The sequence below is a fragment of the Saccharospirillum sp. MSK14-1 genome (assembly GCF_003054965.1).
Classification (GTDB): Bacteria; Pseudomonadota; Gammaproteobacteria; order Pseudomonadales; family Natronospirillaceae; genus Saccharospirillum.
Genome location: NZ_MIES01000026.1, coordinates 510945 through 529442, shown reverse-complemented (window position 1 = coordinate 529442; position 18498 = coordinate 510945). Strand labels below are relative to the sequence as shown.

At 57.6% G+C, this 18498-nt stretch carries 16 protein-coding genes; 15 read left to right on the top strand and 1 reads right to left on the bottom strand.

The features are described 5' to 3' along the window. Window positions 1-12 precede the first annotated feature (12 nt). Together dgt and BGP77_RS06445 are read left to right on the top strand one after the other, a co-directional pair. Complete coding sequence (gene dgt / locus BGP77_RS06450) at window positions 13-1494, top strand: dGTPase (RefSeq protein WP_108163892.1); 1482 nt, start codon at window positions 13-15, stop codon at window positions 1492-1494. A gap of 213 nt (window positions 1495-1707) precedes the next feature. Next, window positions 1708-3282: an ABC-F family ATP-binding cassette domain-containing protein gene (locus BGP77_RS06445; RefSeq protein WP_108163891.1), complete on the top strand. Its 1575-nt coding sequence runs from the start codon at window positions 1708-1710 to the stop codon at window positions 3280-3282. Here the strand turns inward: BGP77_RS06445 and BGP77_RS06440 are convergent. Further along, window positions 3279-4520 (bottom strand): LysR family transcriptional regulator, encoded by a 1242-nt coding sequence (locus BGP77_RS06440; protein WP_108163890.1) that lies wholly within the window; start codon window positions 4518-4520, stop codon window positions 3279-3281. The two genes, BGP77_RS06445 and BGP77_RS06440, sit on opposite strands and share 4 nt — an antisense overlap. 369 nt (window positions 4521-4889) lie before the next feature. On the opposite strand from BGP77_RS06440, the gene BGP77_RS06435 reads away from it, so the two are divergent. The 13 genes from BGP77_RS06435 to BGP77_RS06375 all read left to right on the top strand — a co-directional run bounded on the left by BGP77_RS06435 (window position 4890) and on the right by BGP77_RS06375 (window position 18497). Then, window positions 4890-5915: a TRAP transporter substrate-binding protein gene (locus tag BGP77_RS06435; protein ID WP_108163889.1), complete on the top strand. Its 1026-nt coding sequence runs from the start codon at window positions 4890-4892 to the stop codon at window positions 5913-5915. A gap of 84 nt (window positions 5916-5999) precedes the next feature. Next, window positions 6000-6512 carry a TRAP transporter small permease gene (locus tag BGP77_RS06430; protein ID WP_108163888.1) on the top strand — a complete coding sequence of 171 codons (513 nt, stop codon included), beginning with the start codon at window positions 6000-6002 and terminating at the stop codon, window positions 6510-6512. Next, window positions 6509-7795, top strand: a complete 1287-nt coding sequence (locus BGP77_RS06425; RefSeq protein ID WP_108163887.1) for a TRAP transporter large permease — start codon at window positions 6509-6511, stop codon at window positions 7793-7795. The genes BGP77_RS06430 and BGP77_RS06425 overlap by 4 nt, the downstream gene beginning before the upstream one ends. Window positions 7796-7930: 135 nt before the next feature. After that, window positions 7931-8602 (top strand): 4-carboxy-4-hydroxy-2-oxoadipate aldolase/oxaloacetate decarboxylase, encoded by a 672-nt coding sequence (locus BGP77_RS06420; protein ID WP_108163886.1) that lies wholly within the window; start codon window positions 7931-7933, stop codon window positions 8600-8602. Continuing rightward, window positions 8595-9641, top strand: a complete 1047-nt coding sequence (locus BGP77_RS06415) for a 4-oxalomesaconate tautomerase (RefSeq protein ID WP_108163885.1) — start codon at window positions 8595-8597, stop codon at window positions 9639-9641. Before BGP77_RS06420 ends, BGP77_RS06415 begins: the two co-directional genes overlap by 8 nt. A 183-nt stretch (window positions 9642-9824) precedes the next feature. Continuing rightward, window positions 9825-10703, top strand: coding sequence for an amidohydrolase family protein (locus BGP77_RS06410; RefSeq protein WP_370446828.1), 879 nt, complete (start codon window positions 9825-9827; stop codon window positions 10701-10703). A gap of 12 nt (window positions 10704-10715) precedes the next feature. Further along, window positions 10716-11606, top strand: a complete 891-nt coding sequence (locus tag BGP77_RS06405) for an NAD(P)-dependent oxidoreductase (protein WP_108163883.1) — start codon at window positions 10716-10718, stop codon at window positions 11604-11606. Window position 11607: 1 nt separating this feature from the next. Continuing rightward, window positions 11608-12561, top strand: coding sequence for a Gfo/Idh/MocA family oxidoreductase (locus BGP77_RS06400; protein ID WP_108163882.1), 954 nt, complete (start codon window positions 11608-11610; stop codon window positions 12559-12561). Between the two features lie 147 nt (window positions 12562-12708). Next, window positions 12709-14751 carry a bifunctional diguanylate cyclase/phosphodiesterase gene (locus BGP77_RS06395; RefSeq protein ID WP_108163881.1) on the top strand — a complete coding sequence of 681 codons (2043 nt, stop codon included), beginning with the start codon at window positions 12709-12711 and terminating at the stop codon, window positions 14749-14751. Beyond that, a complete protein-coding gene (locus BGP77_RS06390; protein WP_108163880.1) occupies window positions 14748-15263 on the top strand; it encodes a hypothetical protein in 516 nt (171 codons plus the stop codon). The genes BGP77_RS06395 and BGP77_RS06390 overlap by 4 nt, the downstream gene beginning before the upstream one ends. After that, window positions 15260-15640, top strand: a complete 381-nt coding sequence (locus BGP77_RS06385; protein WP_146171204.1) for a hypothetical protein — start codon at window positions 15260-15262, stop codon at window positions 15638-15640. The genes BGP77_RS06390 and BGP77_RS06385 overlap by 4 nt, the downstream gene beginning before the upstream one ends. Beyond that, entirely contained in the window at window positions 15640-17070 is a 1431-nt protein-coding gene (locus BGP77_RS06380) for a class I SAM-dependent methyltransferase (RefSeq protein ID WP_108163878.1), read from the top strand. The genes BGP77_RS06385 and BGP77_RS06380 overlap by 1 nt, the downstream gene beginning before the upstream one ends. Then, the gene (locus BGP77_RS06375) at window positions 17067-18497 is read left to right on the top strand and encodes a PP2C family protein-serine/threonine phosphatase (protein WP_108163877.1); all 1431 of its coding nucleotides are present in this window, start codon (window positions 17067-17069) and stop codon (window positions 18495-18497) included. Before BGP77_RS06380 ends, BGP77_RS06375 begins: the two co-directional genes overlap by 4 nt. Window position 18498 lies beyond the last annotated feature (1 nt).

The window sequence follows — 18498 nt, the reverse complement described above, 5'->3', positions numbered from 1 at the left end:
TGGCAGCGTGCGATGATCAACTTTCGCGACAAACTTTCTCAGGAACGGCCTTTTCTGCAAAAAGGCCAACAGCCCGGTATTGATCACCAAGGCGTCGACGCCAAAAGCATTGCTCAGTTTGAGGTCGCACTGGAAAGCGATCGCGGCCGCATCATTCAGTCGGCCGCGGTACGGCGACTGCAACAGAAGACGCAGGTGTTTCCGCTGGAGCGCAATGCCGCCGTTCGCTCGCGTCTGACGCATTCACTGGAAGTGCAGCAGAACGGCCGTTTTCTGGTGCGCACCGTCTTCGATCTGCTCGGTAAAGACGCCGAGCAATACGGTCTGGCTGGGCTGGAACGGGCGCTGGAAAGCCTGACTGAAATGGCCTGTCTGATGCACGACATCGGCAATCCGCCTTTCGGACACTTTGGCGAGGCGGCTATCTCCGACTGGTTTGCCCGCAACCTTGAGGCGGTGCCGATCTTCCGGCTGGAAGCGAGCGAAGCGAAGGCCTTAATCACGGAACTGAGTTCCTTCGAAGGCAACGCTCAGGCGATTCGGCTGGTGAGCAACCTGCTCAAACTCAACCTGACTTACAGCCAGGCCGCCTGCATTTTGAAATACACCCGCCGCGCCACCGATGAGCGCCCAGAAATTGGCGATCCGCTGTCGTACCTGAAGAAAAAACCCGGCTATTACTTATCGGAACAACCCTACGTCGAAGCGCTGCAACACGCGCTGAATTTGGAGCCGGGGCATCGCTACCCACTGGCGTATCTGATGGAGGCGGCCGACGACATCGCCTATTGCCTGGCCGACATCGAAGACGGCGTCGACAAAGGCATTCTCAGCTACCGTCAGGTCGCCGACCAACTGCTCGACGCCTTTGGCGAGCGCTTACCCACCGACTACCGCCAGTCGGCCTTTGGCGACAAATCCTTCCGCAACATCGTCGACTACGCGGTCCAGCGCGCCGATGACGAAGACATCAACAAAGACCACCAGTTCTTTTTGTGGCTGCGCGTGCAATTGATTCACCCGCTGGTCAAACACGCCGCCCAAGCCTTTGTCGATCACATCGAGGCCATCTATCACGGCCATTTAAACCGGGCGTTGCTGGAAGACGATTCGCCCTGTCATGCGGTGATTGAAACGTTCAAAACCGTGGCCGCACAATCGATCTTCTCGGTGCCGGAAGTGGAAACGCTCGAGCTGCAGGGCTACACCATCATTAACGGCCTGCTCGATCATTACCGGCCGCTGCTGATGCTGCCCATGGCCGATTTTGATCGGTTGTGCCAGGGCGAACGCAAAGGCTTGCTGGTCGAATCGCTGTTGTTTAAGCGACTGCCCAACAAGCACGTCGCCGCCTACCACCAGCTGCGTAAGCACCCCCAAACCGATGCTGAATTGTGGGAAGCCTACTGTCGCTGCCGGCTGCTGCAAGACATGGTCAGCGGCATGACCGATCAGTTTGCATTGGAGGAATACCAAACCCTGTCGGCGCTCTAGTTCGTCGCCATCACCAGGCTGTGCTAGTATCGCCGCGTGTTTTGAATCACTGAGGCCCCGACGCCCATGAACTAAGCCTGCTCATCTTCGCTCTCGTCCGGTGACACCACCGGGTTGTTGTGTGATGACAGGTCGCGTCGGTTTCGCTCTGCCTTGCTATCTTTCCGTTGTGCTTGCTTAAACGCGATCTGTCGCTTTTGACAGGAATCGCTTATGCCTACGCCATCCACACTCGGTCACTGTGACCACCTCACCGTCAACTTCGACGACACCCCCCTGTTCGCCGATCTTTCCGCCAGCCTGCAACCGGGGCTGACCGGCCTGGTGGGCCGCAACGGTCAGGGAAAATCGGTCTTGATGTCGATGCTTGCAGGAGAACGTCGACCCACGAGCGGCTCGGTCAGTTGGAACGTGCCAACACTCTGGTTGCAACAACTCGATCGCCTCAATGGTCCGCGCCTGGTCGATGCACTGGACGTCGGTGCGCTGTTCGATACTTTCGCCCGCGTCGAAGCGGGCCAAGGCAGCCCAGAGGATCTCGACCGGCTTGCCGATCGCTGGCACGAACCGGCCGACTGGCGCGCTTTGCTCGATCGCGCCGGGCTCCATCAAGCGCTGGATGCGAGCATCGACGAACTCAGTGGCGGCGAACGCACCCGTCTGGCGTTGTGCCGGGCGCTGCTGCGTCCCGATCATTATCTGCTGCTCGATGAACCCACCAACCATCTGGATCGGGCCGGTCGTGCCTGGTTATTGGACGCCCTGGCCCAGCACCCGGGCGGCGCACTCATCGCCAGTCACGACCGAACGCTGTTGCGCCAGGTCGACCGCATTCTCGAGTTGACCAACCTGGGGCTGGCCGAATACGGCGGCAACTACGATCACTATCGCGCTCAGACCGACGCCCAGCGCGCTGCTGCTGAAGCCCGCCTCGAGCGCCTCGGCAATGAACAGAAACAGCTGCAACGCGCCCAACAAGCCGAGCTGCAAAAGGCAGCGCAACGACGACGCAGTGGCGAACAGCAGCGTAAATCCGGCAGCCAGAGCACCTTGTTACTCGACGCCCAAAAGAACCGCGCCGAAACCAGCCTGGGTTCATTGAAGCGTCGACAAGGCGAACGCCGCGATCAATTAAGCGATCAACTGAAGGAAGCAAAAACCGAGGTGGAGCAGATCAAAGCCCAGCGAGTCAGCCTGCAATCAGCCAGCAGCGACGGTCGGTTGCGATTGCATCTGGATCACCTGCAATTGCCCTTCGGGTGCGATGAAACCATCACACTCAGCGTGCACGGAGGCGAGCGCTGGCACCTGGACGGCGCCAATGGCAGCGGCAAATCTACCCTGCTGAAAATCATCGCCGGTCAGTTGGAGCCGAAGAACGGACAGTGCGACCGACACGGTACAGTGCGCTACCTCGACCAACACTTCTCGCTGCTCGACCCACAGCAATCAGCCACCGAGAATCTGCTGCGGCTGCATCCACACCGCCGCGAAAGCGATCTGCGCACGCTGCTGGCGGGCATGCGATTGCGTCGTGATGATGCGCTGCGCCCGGTCGGGCAACTCAGCGGCGGTGAACGATTAAAAGTGGCATTGCTGGCAGTCACCGCTGGTGAACAATCGGCCGACCTGCTGCTGCTCGACGAACCGGATAACCATTTGGATCTGGAGTCGCGACTGTTGCTGGAACAGGCGCTGGCAGACTATCAAGGCACGCTGATGGTGGTGTCACACGACCCGGACTTTATTGCCGCCCTGCAACTCGACCACACACTGCCATTGAGTTAGCCCGCTTCGGCGGCGGCCAAGGGTCGGCTCAGCTCACGCAGCATCGACAAAAACAACTGCTGCGTCGGCGTCGGCCGCCAGTCGGTGCGAGTGGTCAGACCGATGGGCCGCTCGGTCAATGGCAGTTGGGTGTCGAGTACACTCAAAATGCCTTCCTGGATTTCGTGCTGAACCTGATGCGAGGAAATAAAGGTCAGCCGATTGGAGTCGGTGAGCAGTTCGCGGATGACAATCTGCGAGCTGCATTCCACCACCCCGCGCAAGACCGACGGATCCTGATCGGCGACCACCTGGTCAAACAAGCCCCGTGCTGGCGTACCCGGCCGGGGCACTACCCAGCCATAACCGTGCAGATCATTGAGCGTCAATTTCTGGCGCCCGGCCAATGGATGACCCGAGCGCGCCACCACCGAAATGGAGGTAATGAACAGCTGTTCCTGCTGAATGTCCGGACTCGGCGCCGGGTCACGCAAGGCGCCGATCAGCATATCGAGTTCGCCATGCAGCAAGCGGCCCAGCAAGTCGTCGTAGGCCCCTTCAATCACTCCGACACTGACGTCCGGCTTAAACTGCGCCATCTGGGTAATGGTCGCGGGCACGACATAGGTGCGCGCCAGCGGCATGCAACCCAGCTGAATACTGCCCGAATCGGCCCCCTCCAGTTCGTGCAGCTCCTCAATACCCTGATCGACTTCCTTAATGGCCAACCGCGCGGCCCGTGCCAGACGCAAGGCGGCGCGCGTCAGGCTGATGCCCACACTAGTTTTTTCAAACAGCCAGGTATTGAGCAACGCCTCCAGCTCACCGGCCGAACGATACAGCGCCGGCTGGGAAATACCGATCTGACGGGCGGCAATGGAATAACTGGTGGCATTTTGTAACGCCAGCAGCGCCCGCAGATGAGCGTTGGTGATCAGGGTATACAGCGGATGGCTGGTGTGGCGTTCAGCGGCGTCTTTACGCTCACCAATCCGCACCGCATCGCGCAGACCCGCCCGTAAAAATGAGATACACCGATTCACCCGGGTCGAAAAGAGTTCCCCGGCATCGGTCAGAAACATGCCGTTGTGGCGCCGCAAGAACAGCGCCGTTCCCAGATTGGATTCCAGCTTCCCGATCGCTTGAGTCACCGCCGACTGCGACAGAAAGATCTGTGCGGCCGCCGCACTGATGCTGCCGTTAGCCGCCACTTCGCTAAAAGCCCTTAAATGGCGCAAGTTGGGCAAATGATCGAGCATTCCAACATCTCCGGATCGGACAGGCGCCACTGCTTAAGCGGCTTTCAGGCCTGCCCCAAAACTGAACAAAAACTGACTTTATAACAGAAACTAATACCTTCTAAAGGAAAACTAAATGGCTGATTGCCTTGCCTTCGACAATACTGAAGAATCGGAACTGCAGGCGCTGGCAACGAAAGACTTTTAAACGAGTTCTTAAGACAAGGCAGTAGCTGTGTTGGCCTGATCCGGATCGGAGTCGTTAGACGTGGCAGCAAGGATGATTGTCAGCCGAACCGACCAACCGTCGCAGTCGTCTTTTTCGTTAACAGCGCATTCGAAGCACTGTAGGAGCTTGCTCCTATAACAAGAACAATGAGGTAACTGACAATGCTGAAGTTTGTTAAGCACACCACCCTCATCGGCCTGCTGGCCGCTTCCGCCGTTTCTGCCCAGGCAGCGGATGTCACCCTGCGCGTTGGTCACTTGTGGCCTTCTGTTGCAGGCCCGCACGTTGATCTGATGCAAGTTTGGGCGGATACCGTCGAGGAAGAGTCCAACGGCCGTATCGAAGTCGAAGTCTACCCGGGCGGCGCCCTGGCAGCACCGCCGGCTCAGTACGATGCCGTCACTAACCGCATTATGGACGTGACCGCCACCGTTCAAGGCTACACCGCCAACCGTTTCCCGCTGACCCAGGTGGTTGAACTGCCGGGCGTGGTCGACAGTGGCGAGCAAGGCGCGTGCGTCGTGCAAAGCCTGCTGGATGAAGGTCTGATCGCGGATGAGTACGCCGATACTCACCCGGTCTTCCTGTTCACTCACGGCCCGGGCGGTTTCCACATCAACGGCACCACCATTCGTGAGCCGAGCGATCTGGAAGGTCTGCGCATTCGCCGTCCGACCACCGTGGTTGCAAACATCCTGCGTGAACTGGGTGCCCAGCCGGTCGGTATGGCCGCGCCGGAATCCTACACGTCCATGCAGCGTGGCGTGATCGATGGTGTGGCTCTGCCGTGGGAAGGCGCGCTGTCTTTCCGCCTGAACGAACTGGCCGATACCCACACTGAAATCGGTGGTCTGTACACCCTGTCGTTCGTGGTCACCATGAACAAGGACGTGTACAACAGCCTGTCGGCTGAAAACAAAGCCGTGATCGATGCGGTTTCCGGTATGGACTGGGCGACTAAAGCCGGTCAGGTCTTTGACAACCTCGACGTTCGTGGCCGTGCGCAAGCGGTTGAGTTGGGTGATGAAATCATCGAAATCGAAGGCGGCACGTCTAACCCGGCCTGGGCTCCGGCTATCGAAGCGGGTCGCAAGGCCTACCTGGACGACCTGGAATCCCGTGGTCTGCCGGCACGCGCTACCTATGAGCGTGCGTTGGAACTGGCTGGCGGCGACTGCGCCCTCTAAGGCGACGAAACCAGCTCGACGTTGCAAGGGGCGGCTGCGGCCGCCCCTTTAACATCGTCCTCTCGTGCTGATCGGAGACTTCCCGTGCGAACCCTGATTGACTGGATACGAAAATCCGCCTACGGCCTGAACTTGGCTGCTGGCGTCATCCTGATCGCGACCATGCTGGTCGTGCTCGCTGAAATTTTACTGCGTTCTCTCTTTGGCCTGACCGGTGGCCGCCTGGATTTAACCTTTACCGGCAGTTTTGAACTGGTGCGCTGGGGCATGTTGCTATCTCTGGCCTACTGCATGCCCTACACCCTGCCGCGCGCTCAGGTGGTGGTCGATCTGTTTACCGACAACCTGCCCGAGTGGATCAAAGAACGGCTCAAAGGGCTCTACACCTTGTTATTTGGCGTATTTGGAATGCTGATGGTCTGGCTGCTGATCAAGTCCGGCCAGGGCGCTGCCATGAACGGCGAAACCTCTCAGGACCTGCTGATTCCGATGCAATACATCTACTACCTGGCATCCGTCGGCATGTTACTGCTTGGCCTGCGCGGTCTGGCGCTGGCGTATGAAGAATTCTTTTTGACCGACGGGAGTGAGTCATGAGTTCTGAAATCATCGGCTTCCTCTGCGTCGCCGGCATGTTCGGCCTGATCGCGCTGCGCATGCCCATCGCCCTGGCGATGGGCATCACCGGCTTTGTCGGTTTCGGCTGGATCATTGCTTTTAAACCGGCCATTTCCATTTTGGAAAACGGCGCTTTTGAAACCATTTCCTCCTACGACTTCAGCCCCATTCCGATGTTTATTCTGATGGGGGTCTTTGCCTCCAAAGCACGGATGTCGGCGGAACTGTTCCACGGTGCTAAAACCTTGTTCGGTGCCTGGCGCGGCGGCATGGCCTTGGCGGCCGTCACCTCCTGCGGTGTGTTTTCCGCCATCTCTGGTTCGTCGTTGGCCACCGCAGCATCCATGTCCAAAGTGGCGCTGCCGGAAATGAAAAAGAACGGCTACGCCAGTTCGCTGGCCACCGGTACGCTGGCCGCTGGCGGCACCCTGGGCATTATGATTCCGCCATCGCTGGCGCTGCTGCTGTACGGTCTGATGACCGAACAGTCGGTCGGCGATATGTTCATTGCCGGTATCCTTCCCGGCTTGCTCGGTCTGGTGCTGTACATGGTGGCCATTGCTGTGACCGTGGCGCTGAAGCCGGAACTGGCGACCCCGGGTGAAGCCACTAACCTGCGCGAAAAACTGGCGGGTTTGAAAGGTCTGGTTCCGTTCGGCGCCATCTTTGCGCTGATCATCGGTGGTATTTACGGCGGTATTTTCACGCCCACCGAAGCCGCCTCTGTGGGTGCCGCCGGTGCGCTGGTGATTGCCTTATTCCGTGGCATGGGCTGGAAAGATTTTGTCGATGCCATTCAGGAAACCCTGATCATGTCGACGATGATTTTCTTTATGGTCATCGGCGCCGAAGTGTTCGGTTACTTCCTGCAGGTATCACGCATTTCCCAGACGCTGATCGAAATCGTCACGCACCTGGATCTGTCGCCCTTCATGATTCTGCTCGCCATTCTGGCGCTCTACGTTGTGCTGGGCATGGTGATGGACTCCATCGCGATGTTGCTGCTGACGGTACCGATTGTGTACCCGTTGGCGATGCAGGCCGGTTTCGATCCGATCTGGTTCGGTATCGTCACCGTGATCACCGTGGAATTGGGTCTGATCACACCGCCGATTGGCATGAATGTCTTCGTCATTAAATCGGTGTCACAAGACGTGCGCATTACCGAAATTTTCAAAGGCGTAGTGCCGTTCGTACTGTCGGACATCGTTCGTCTGGCGCTGCTGATCGCCTTCCCGGTGTTGGCACTGGGATTAATTTAGAGTCCGGCCGGCGCTGCCTGCCGGCCTTTCTATTGACAGTTCGAACCGGCCACCGCCGGTTCTTTTCACCCGGCGGCCGGGTGGACTCCCCGAGTATTTTCCGACCGCGGTGAACTCAACGCAGGAGCATTTCCGATGAGTGTTGTCGTGCAAAACATCGAACGCGCCGATCAGGCCATCATTGACGGTCTGGCCGAATGTGGCGTCGCTACCGTTCATGAAGCCCAGGGCCGCAAAGGTCTGCTGGCTGATTACATGAAACCCATTTTCAAGGGCAAAATGCTGGCGGCTTCGGCCGTCACCATCTCTGCACCGCCGGCGGACAACTGGATGGTGCACGTTGCCATCGAGCAGGTAAAAGCCGGTGACATTTTGGTGCTGGCACCCACTTCGCCGTCCAACGCGGGCTACTTTGGCGACCTCTTGGCGACCTCCATGCAAGCGCGCGGCGGCGTTGGTCTGATCATCGATGCGGGCGTTCGCGACACCAAAGACCTGACCGAGATGAATTTCCCCGTCTGGTCCAAGGCGGTCTTCGCACAAGGCACGGTGAAAGAAACCCTCGGTTCTGTGAACGTGCCCATCGTCTGTGCCGGTGAGCTGGTCAATCCGGGCGACATCATCGTTGCCGACGACGACGGCGTCTGCGTCGTGCGCCGCGAAGAAGCCGCCGAGGTACTGGAAAAATCCCGCGAGCGCATGGCCAAAGAGGAAGAAAAACGCGTCCGTCTGGCCAATGGCGAACTGGGCCTGGACATTTACGACATGCGCCCGCGCCTGAAAGAAAAAGGGCTGAAATATGTCTAAGTCGGCGCCCTGCATGTGGATGCGCGGCGGCAGCTCCAAGGGCGGCTACTTCCTGGCGGACGACCTGCCCACGGACACCGCCGAACGCGATGCGTTTTTGCTGAAGATCATGGGTTCGCCCGACCCGCGCCAGATTGACGGTATGGGCGGCGCTGACCCGCTGACCTCGAAAATTGCCGTGGTCCGTCAATCGGACAAGCCGGATGTCGACGTCGAATATCTGTTTCTGTACGTGCTGATCGACGAAGCCATCGTCACCGATGCCCAAAACTGCGGCAACATGCTCGCCGGCGTCGGCCCGTTTGCCATTGAACGTGGCTTAGTCGAAACCCAGGGCGATGAAACCTCGGTGCGCATCTTTATGGCCAACACCGGGCAAGTAGCGGTCGCGGATATTCAAACCCCGAATGGCCAGGTCAGCTACGACGGCGATGCCCGAATCGATGGTGTGCCAGGCACCTCAGCGCCGGTGTTGATCACCTTTAAAGACACCGCAGGCTCCAGCTGCGGTGCGCTGCTGCCTACGGGCAACGCCTACGACACCATCGAAGGCACGCGCGTCACCTGCATCGATAACGGCATGCCGACGGTGCTGCTGCGCGCCCGTGATTTCGGCATCAGCGGCACAGAAACCCGTGAGGAAATGGACGCCAACGACGAGCTAAAAGCGCGTCTGGAAAAAATCCGCCTGCAAGCCGGCTACCTGATGAACCTGGGCGACGTGACCGAAAAAACCGTGCCCAAGATGAGTCTGGTCAGCGCGCCGACCAACGGTGGTGTGATCTCCACCCGTACCTTTATTCCGCATCGCTGCCACGCCTCCATTGGCGTACTGGGCGCGGTGTCGGTGGCGACGGCCTGCGCTATTGAAGGCTCGGTCGCGCACGAAGTCGCGCAGATCAGCGGCGACGATATGGCCATTGAACACCCCAGTGGCGAAACCACGGTGGTACTGAAGCGCAACGAGCAGGGCGATGTCGACAGCGCCGCCATTTTGCGCACCGCGCGCAAGTTGATGGACGGCACCGTATTCGCCTGAACAAGCGCCACAAACTGAGGTCAGGTTGACCATCACTCATTAGGGGGAGTCCGAGGCATGGATGCCGAGGCCTAGGCTCCATGGACGGATTTACGCCGACCCCTAATGAGTGATGGCCGACCGGGCCGGATCCACAGCATTGATACAACAACCGGCAACTTGTCCGGTTAGGAGCAAAAACGCATGCCTATGAGCGAAGGCTATCTGCCGTTTCACCCCAACCCGAAAAAACCTGACTATCAACCACCGGCTGGCGCCGTCGATGCGCACTGTCATGTGTTTGGTCCGGAAGATAAATTCCCCTACGCGCCGGAGCGTAAATACACGCCGTGCGACGCTGGCAAAGACCAGCTGTTCGCGCTGCGCGATCACCTCGGTTTCAGCCGCAATGTCATTGTCCAGGCGTCCTGCCATGGCAAGAACAACGACGCTCTGGTCGATGCGCTGAACAGCGCTGGCGAGCTGGCGCGTGGTGTCGCCTTTGTCGGCAAAGAAGTCACCACCGAAGAATTGCAGAAGATGGACGACGCCGGCGTACGCGCGGTGCGTTTCAACTTCGTCAAACGGCTGGTCGACGACACACCATGGGAAAATTTCCTGACCATCTACGAAAAGATCAAACCGCTGGGCTGGCACATCGTTGTCTACTTTGAAGCGCCCGATCTGGAAGGTCTGAAGCCGCTGTTAGCCCAGTTTGATACAACCATTGTGGTTGATCATATGGGCCGTCCAGACGTCAGCGAAGGCGTCGATGGCACGGGTTTCCAGTCGTTTATCCAACTGCTGGAAGACAACCCCAACATCTGGACCAAAGTCAGCTGCCCGGAACGTCTGACCATCGACGGTCCGGAATACGACGACGTCGTACCCTTCGCCCGCACCCTGGTTGAACGCTTCCCGGATCGCGTGTTGTGGGGCACCGACTGGCCGCACCCGAACATGAAATCGCATGTGCCGGACGACGGCGTGCTGGTCGATGTGATTCCACGCATTGCCACCACTGAAGCTGCGCGCCAGAAACTGCTGATCGACAACCCGATGCGCCTCTACTGGGAGCGCTGAGCGAACGCCGCCATGGACAGCCGCGCATTAACACTTGCCTTTATCGGCTTCGGCGAAGCCGGTGAGGCCTTCGCCAGCAGCCTGGATCGCAGTGGGCTGGCCGACGTGCGCGCCTTCGATGTTCAGTCGGACGGCGCACTGACCGAACGCCTGCAACGCGCTCAGGTCATTGGCTGCGCCAGTTTAGCTGAGGCGCTGAACGGTGCTGATTGGGTCATTTCCGTCGTCACCGCCGACCAGGCCAATGCCGTGGCCATCGAAGCGGCGGCGTTGCTCAGCACGGGTGCGTTGTTTTTCGACTGCAACTCGTGCGCGCCTCAAACCAAGCAACGATCAGCCGCAGCCATTACCGCAGCCGGTGGCCGCTACGTCGATGTCGCCGTGATGGCGCCGGTACTGCCCGCGCGTAACCGGACGCCACTGCTGATCAGCGGCGAGCACTGTGATTCGGCATTGGACGCCTTGAACCGCCTGAACTTGAACGCCAGCATCCAGGCTGGACCGGTTGGCAAAGCCTCATCGGTCAAGATGGTGCGATCGATCATGGTTAAAGGCCTGGAAGCGCTGACCGCCGAATGTGTGCTGGCAGGACGGCTGGCGGGTGTCGAAGACGATGTCCTGGCGTCATTGAACGCATCCCATCCGGGTGCTGACTGGGCTCAACGCAGCGCCTACAACTTTGAGCGCATGCTCAACCACGGTGGCCGACGCGCCGCCGAGATGACCGAAGTGTGTCATTTCCTGAATGAACTGGGCATGGCCGAGCCACTGTCCGAACGGACGGTCAGCTGGCAACGCCGGCTGGGTGAGCTGAACCTGGCCGAGGCGGCGAACGACGATGTGCGCGTTACCGCCGACGCCCTGATTTCCGCCTTGAAACTCCAACCTTTAACGGAGGATTGATATGAAAATCTGTGTAGCCGGTGCCGCTGGTGCCTTTGGTATGAAACACCTGGACGCCCTCAGCAAGATCGACGGTGTCGACGTCCATTCCATTGTCGGCCGTGATCAAGACGGTGTCGCTGAGTTCGCCAAAGAGCGCGGCATCGACAACTTCCACACCGACCTTGGCGAAGCGCTGAAAGACGACGCCGTCGATGCCGTTGTACTGGCGACGCCGACCCAGGTGCACGCCAGTCAGGCGATCCAGTGCCTGAAAGCGGGCAAGCACGTCATGGTGGAGATCCCCATGGCCGATAACATCGAAGACGCCCGCGAGCTGGTGAAAGTTCAGCAGGAAACCGGCCTGGTCGCCATGGCCGGCCATACCCGTCGGTTCAACCCGAGCCACCAATGGATTCACAACAAAATCCAGGCCGGTGAACTGAAGGTCCAGCAAATGGATGTCCAGACTTACTTCTTCCGCCGCTCCAACAAAAATGCACTGGGTAAGCCACGCTCCTGGACCGACCACCTGCTGTGGCACCACGCTTGCCACACGGTCGATCTGTTCCAGTACCAGACCGGTGAAAAAGCCAACCACGTTCAGGCGATGGAAGGCCCAACCCACCCGGAACTGGGCATCGCTATGGACATGAGCATCGGTATGAAGGTGCCTTCTGGCGCGCTGTGCACGCTGTCGCTGTCGTTCAACAACGACGGTCCGTTCGGCACCTTCTTCCGCTACATCTGCGATAACGGCACCTACATCGCGCGGTACGACGACCTGGTGGACGGCAACGAAAACCCCATCGACGTGTCCAAGGTTGACGTCTCAATGAACGGCATCGAATTGCAGGATCGTGAATTCATTAATGCCATTCGCGAAGGCCGTGAACCCAATGCCAGCGTCGCTCAGTGCTTGCCTGCCATGGAAAGCCTGAACGAGATGGAACAGTTGCTCATTCAACAGCGCTGATCGTTGTGGGCCGGTCACCTTTGACCGGCCCACATGACGCTGGGTTCGACCAATGATCGTTGTCGGAGAGGTCAAGCTCTGCTACTTTTTATTAGCAACTGACAATATTGAACTGGGTAATTGGATGGTCCAGTTCGGAGGACGGGCATGGACACGAGTAGAGGCGCCAATCGGCTGAATGAGTTGCCCGTCAGTCTTGTTCAGGACGCCCAGAATAATCCCTGCCCCGTGTTACTCGTTGACGCCGACGGCACCTTGCTCGACGCCAATGCTGGCAGTTGGTTGGTGCAGCATCAATGGGGGGTCAGTCCCGGGGAACGCTTGACCGATCCCTGGCTAAGCACCGCCTTGAGTGCACTGCACAGCGGCGAAACTCAAGAAGCCACGCTCTCGGCTGGCATGGTCAGCATTGCCCTGTTATTTCTGCCCCTTCCCGCCTCAAATCAGATCAGTGTTATCGGCATCGACGTCACTTCCCGCCGACAAATTGAAGAAAAAATTGAGCTCAATGCCCGGGTCTTTGAATCGGCTTTGGAAGGCATTTTGATCATGGACCCGGACTTGCGGGTCATCGACGTGAACCCGGCTTACACGCACATTACCGGCTATCAACCGGGCGACGTACTGGGCGAGACCGCAACCTTTCACGCCGAAGTCGAAGAGAATCCTGAGTTTATGGCGTCCGTCAGCCAGTCTTTGCTGGCCAAGGGCAGCTGGCAGGGTGAACTCTGGGGTGAGCGCCAAGATGGCAGTCGTTATGCATTGTGGCTCTCCATTACTGAGGTGCGCGCAGACGACGCCAGCCTCAGTCAGTACATTGCCGTACTCACGGACGTTACGCGTCAAAAAGAAGCTGAAGAGCAACTGTTTCAGATGGCGCACTACGACCAGTTGACCGGCTTATCCAACCGGCGATTGTTCGACGACCGTCTGTCACAGGCGATGTCATCGGCTGATCGCAGCGGTGAATGCATCGGCCTGATGTTGATCGATCTGGATGGATTCAAGTTGGTGAACGATCACCTCGGCCATCGATCCGGCGACGAAATGTTGCGCATCGTCGCCGAGCGCATTGTCGACTGCGTGCGCGACAGCGATACCGTCGCCCGCATGGGTGGTGATGAGTTTTTACTGTTACTGCGTCACCTGGATCACCTCGATAGTACCAACCAGATTGCCGAACAAATTCTGGCTCGCATTGCCGAACCGGTCACGCTGGAAGACCAGGAATTTTTCCTCACCGCCAGCATTGGTATCAGCGATTATCAGCGCGGTCAAAGCAGCGAGAAATTGCTGCGCCTGCTCGACAGCGCCATGTATGCCGCCAAGGCGAATGGCAAAAATGGCTATCAGCGTGTCTCTGAAAGTCTGGTCGAACACATGGGTGAGCGCCTGACCCGCCAGGCTAAATTACGCCGGGCGATCGAAGATGGCGAAATCGTGACCCGTTTCCAGGGCATTGTGGATGTGAAAACCGGTCGACTGAGTGGACTGGAAGTGCTGGCCCGATGGGATTCCCCCAGCGAAGGCTTATTGGGACCCGGCACCTTTATCGACATCGCTGAAGAATCCGGATTGATTCGCCCCCTGGGTGAGCATATTTTACGCAGCGCCTGCCAACAGGGCGCTGCCTGGCGCCGCTCCGGTCTTCATTTCGACCGATTGAGCGTTAACGTTTCAGCTCAACAATTACGAGACACCCATTTTGTTAAACGCGTTCAGGATATCCTAAAGGAAACCGGTTACCCGGCCGATGGATTGGACTTGGAACTGAGTGAAACCATCTGGATAGAAGGCCGGGAAGACGTCATCGATCACCTTCATCGTTTACGCGAGTTGGGCGTTACCGTATCGATCGACGACTTCGGAACCAAGTACGCCTCTTTGGCCTACCTGAAACACTTGCCGATTGATCGTCTGAAGATCGACAAAAGTTTCGTCGATGACATTGCCACCGACCCCGTCACCGCCGCCATCGTTGGTTCAATTATGTCCATGGCCGACGCCATCGGGTTGGCCGTGGTTGCTGAAGGTGTTGAGCGTCAGGAGCAACTGACGCAACTTCAGTCATACGGTTGCCGCTATATCCAGGGTTTCTTGTTTTGTCGCCCCGAACCCGCCACGGCTATTCCAGAGCTGGCGGCTCGCGACAGTTTGCTCGTCGATCCTGAAGGAACCACGCCGCTATGAACGATGTACTGACATTCAGTATTCAGCCGGACTGGCACGAAATCGCGCGCATCAACGATCAAACGCAGGCATTTTTGCGTCAAACCGATCTGCCGGAAACAGCCATCGATACCTACACCATGGTGATCTGCGAACTGCTGGAAAACAGCATCAAATATGGCAGCGAAGGTGAAACCATTGACGTCAGTGTGACCATCACCGAAGCCGACATCAGCATTCAGGTCGACAACGCTGTGAACAGCAACACTCGACCGCACTTGGCCGAACTGGATCGCACACTGCAATGGATCCGCGGCGTTCAGGACCCTTATCAGGCGTACCTGGAACGCATTCGGGAAATCTCCCGTGAACCGCTCAACATGGCACGCAGCTGCTTGGGATTGGTGCGCATTGCCTACGAAGGCCGCGCCAATATTGATTTTATTTTGGACGATAACGACCGACTGAGCGTATCTGCCCTGGCGCCACTGAACCGCGCTCCGCTCAACCGCCAACCGGAGGTTCCGCTATGAGTACAATGGACGCAGTTTTCGACGATGGCACCCTGAAGATTTCCCGCATCATCGAAGACGGAATACTGACCCTGGAATTGATTGGCAAATGCATCATTCGCGATGCCAATGATACCTTGATGCCCATCTTCGCAACGGCGATGGAAGAAAGTGCCGACAACGACCGTCGATTGGTGTTGGACTTCCGTCAAGTGACTTACATGAATTCCTCTTCGTTTGCACCGGTCATCAAGGTGTTGGAAAAAGCTCGGCTGGGTAAGCAGGCGTTGACCATTTGTTACGACCGCCATCAAAAATGGCAAACTGTGTCGTTCTCTGCGATGACCATTTTTAAAACACCCGATGAGCGCATTCGCATCGACGGAGGCGCCGCCTAATGACCACGCCACAAGCGGACAGTCAGACTGTGGACAACAGCCAACGGCCGACGCTCAGTGGCCAATTGGGTCGCGGCGATCATCTCTACCGCGTTGAGCTGCGCTATGCCTCCCAATATTCACTCTGGTTGCGCTTTGTCGACGACCAACCACCATCGCCGCTGGGGTTGTATGACCACCTCACGCTGAACGCAGAAATTCTCACCATCGAAACCGGTCGCTGTGAAATTATTGCACCCAAGAACGAGGACTCGGATTACCGGCTGGTCGCGCTGGAGAACATTCACGACTTTAAAAAGTTGCTGTTCGACGGCCGCATCGACGTGCTCGATAACACCGCTCGTAATCTGCCGTTGGTGTTGGGTTATAAAGACAACATCGACCCGGCGTTCCGCGAACACGTCGCCGACATCGCATACGACCTGAGCATTTATCACAACCTCTTCGACCGTCTCGATGAGGAATACGCCAACGAACCTCCCGAAGTCGCCGAGCGCATTCAGGCGGGCATTCTCGCCAGCCTGGGGCCGCAATTGCATGACTGCATTGACCACCACATCCAACGCCTGGAAGGTCTGATTGCGGGCTTTGATGGCGAGCAGCACAGCCATCATGGCTATTATCTGCGCAAGCTGATCTGGGGCGACTTATTGTGTGCGCCCTTTATTGCCCGAACCAATTTAAAACCGCGCGGCTATATCGGCGATTCAGAAATGATGGCCATGTGCTATCGCAATACCTATGAAGGTGAATCCACCTTCGGCAAGTTATTGCACAAGCACCCGGTTTCCGCACCCGGCGCACAGGCCGTGCGCAACCGGCGCGAAATCATCCCGCAATTAATTCGCGCGCAGCTGCCCCGCTGGCCTCAATGCAACATCGAAGCGCCTTTCAAGTTCCTATCAGTGGCCTGTGGTCCGGCTCGGGAATTGGCAGATATCTATATTAATCCCGACGACGCCGACAACATTCACGCCTCCTTGCTCGATCAGGACCCGGCCGCGCTGTTTGAAGCCGGCAAAACGGTAGAATCGATTGAAACGCAGCTCAATGGTAAGCTGTCGGTGGATTTCATCCGCGAATCGGTGCGTACGCTGTTATCCACGCGTGAACTGAAAGCTCGCTGGGGCGATTTCCACTTTATTTATTCGATGGGACTGTTCGACTATTTAACGCCACCGGTCGCCAGCGCCGTCTTAAGAAAGCTCTATGCTTTATTACTGCCTGGTGGTGAAATGGCGATTGGAAACTTTCACGAAAGTAATCCGAGTCGCTACTATATGGATTACTGGCTAGACTGGCCCATTATCTACCGCACCGAAGACAGTTTTACGGCGCTGGCAGAAGGCCTTGAGGGCGCGCAAACCTGGATCGAATTTGACGATACCGGCGTCCAAATGATGCTACGCATACGGAAACGGGAATCTTGAGCCGAGACTTAGAAAAACAATACGGCCCGGACGTCGACGAAGCAGTTAAGCACACCGACTTCGATGCCTACCAAACCGAACTGGTCCACCGATGGCTGCGCACCGTGGCTTTTCTGGCGACCGGTTTGGTGCCGTTGTTTTTTGTCCTCGACGTTATTCTGTTACCGCATGAATTAATTCCACTCTTTGCGTTGTATCGCGGCTTGTCGACTGCGTTGATTTTACTGCAGTTCGTTATTCTCAGCCGCACTCAGCCCGGCACACTGTCGTACTTCCACGGTTATTTCGCCTCGTTCCAGATCGGCGGCTTTATCGCCTTAATGACGGTTCACCTGGGCGGTTTTGATAACGGCTATTACGTCGGTCTGATTCTGGTCATCATTGGCGTTAACCTGCTGCTGCCCTGGCGCGGTAAGCACACCGGGCTGAACACGCTGATCATTATTGGCATGTATCTGGGGCTGAATTTTGCCTACCCGCAGCCCTACGACGGTCGGCTGCTGGTCAACAACCTCTTCTTCTTATGCAGCAGCGGCATTCTGGCGGTGTCCATCAACGAGTTGCGCCATCGCTTAATTGCCAACGAATTTTCTCTGTTGATCAAACTGAAAGAAGCCCGAGATTCGTTGTGGGGCGAAATGGAACTGGCGCAGCGCATTCAGATGTCGCTGTTGCCCCGCCAGCTGAACATCTCCGGTTATGACATAGCGGCCTTAATGGAGCCCGCGCAGGAAGTCGGCGGCGATTATTACGAAGTGTTTGAGACCGAAACCGGCGCGCGTTATGTCGCCATTGGTGACGTGGCCGGCCATGGCCTGAACGCCGGTTTGATCATGATGATGGTGCAAACCAGCTTAATGACCCTGCTCAAAGCGGAACCGGATTGTTCGCCAGTGCGAGCGCTGGAAACCATCAACGCGGCTTTGCGCGAGAACGTCGGCCGCCTGGGCTCAGATCACTATATGACGATGACTATCCTCAAGCTGGGTGATGAAATCATCGAAATTGCCGGCCATCATCAGGATATTCTGGTGCACCGTTATGCCAGCAACAGCCTGGAGATTCAGCCAACGACCGGTACCTGGCTGGGCATTACCGATGATCTGCGCGGCCTGATCGACTCCCTCACCTTGACCATTGAACCGGGTGATACTTTACTGCTGTTCACCGATGGTCTGACTGAGGCGGGCGAAGACAGTGGTGAAATGTTCGGCCAACAGAACCTGGAGCAGTTGTTCCGGCAAGGCATTCAGGGTGAACCGGATACCATCGCCCGAACCATACTGGATGGTGTTAAGGCGTATCAGCAGGATCAGGACGATGACATGACGGCGCTGGTGGTACGGCGTTGCCTGGGCCACAAAGGCAGGGCCTCAGCGCGGCATGGATCTCTGTCGCTGGCCTACCCCTCATCGCAAAAGGCCTGAT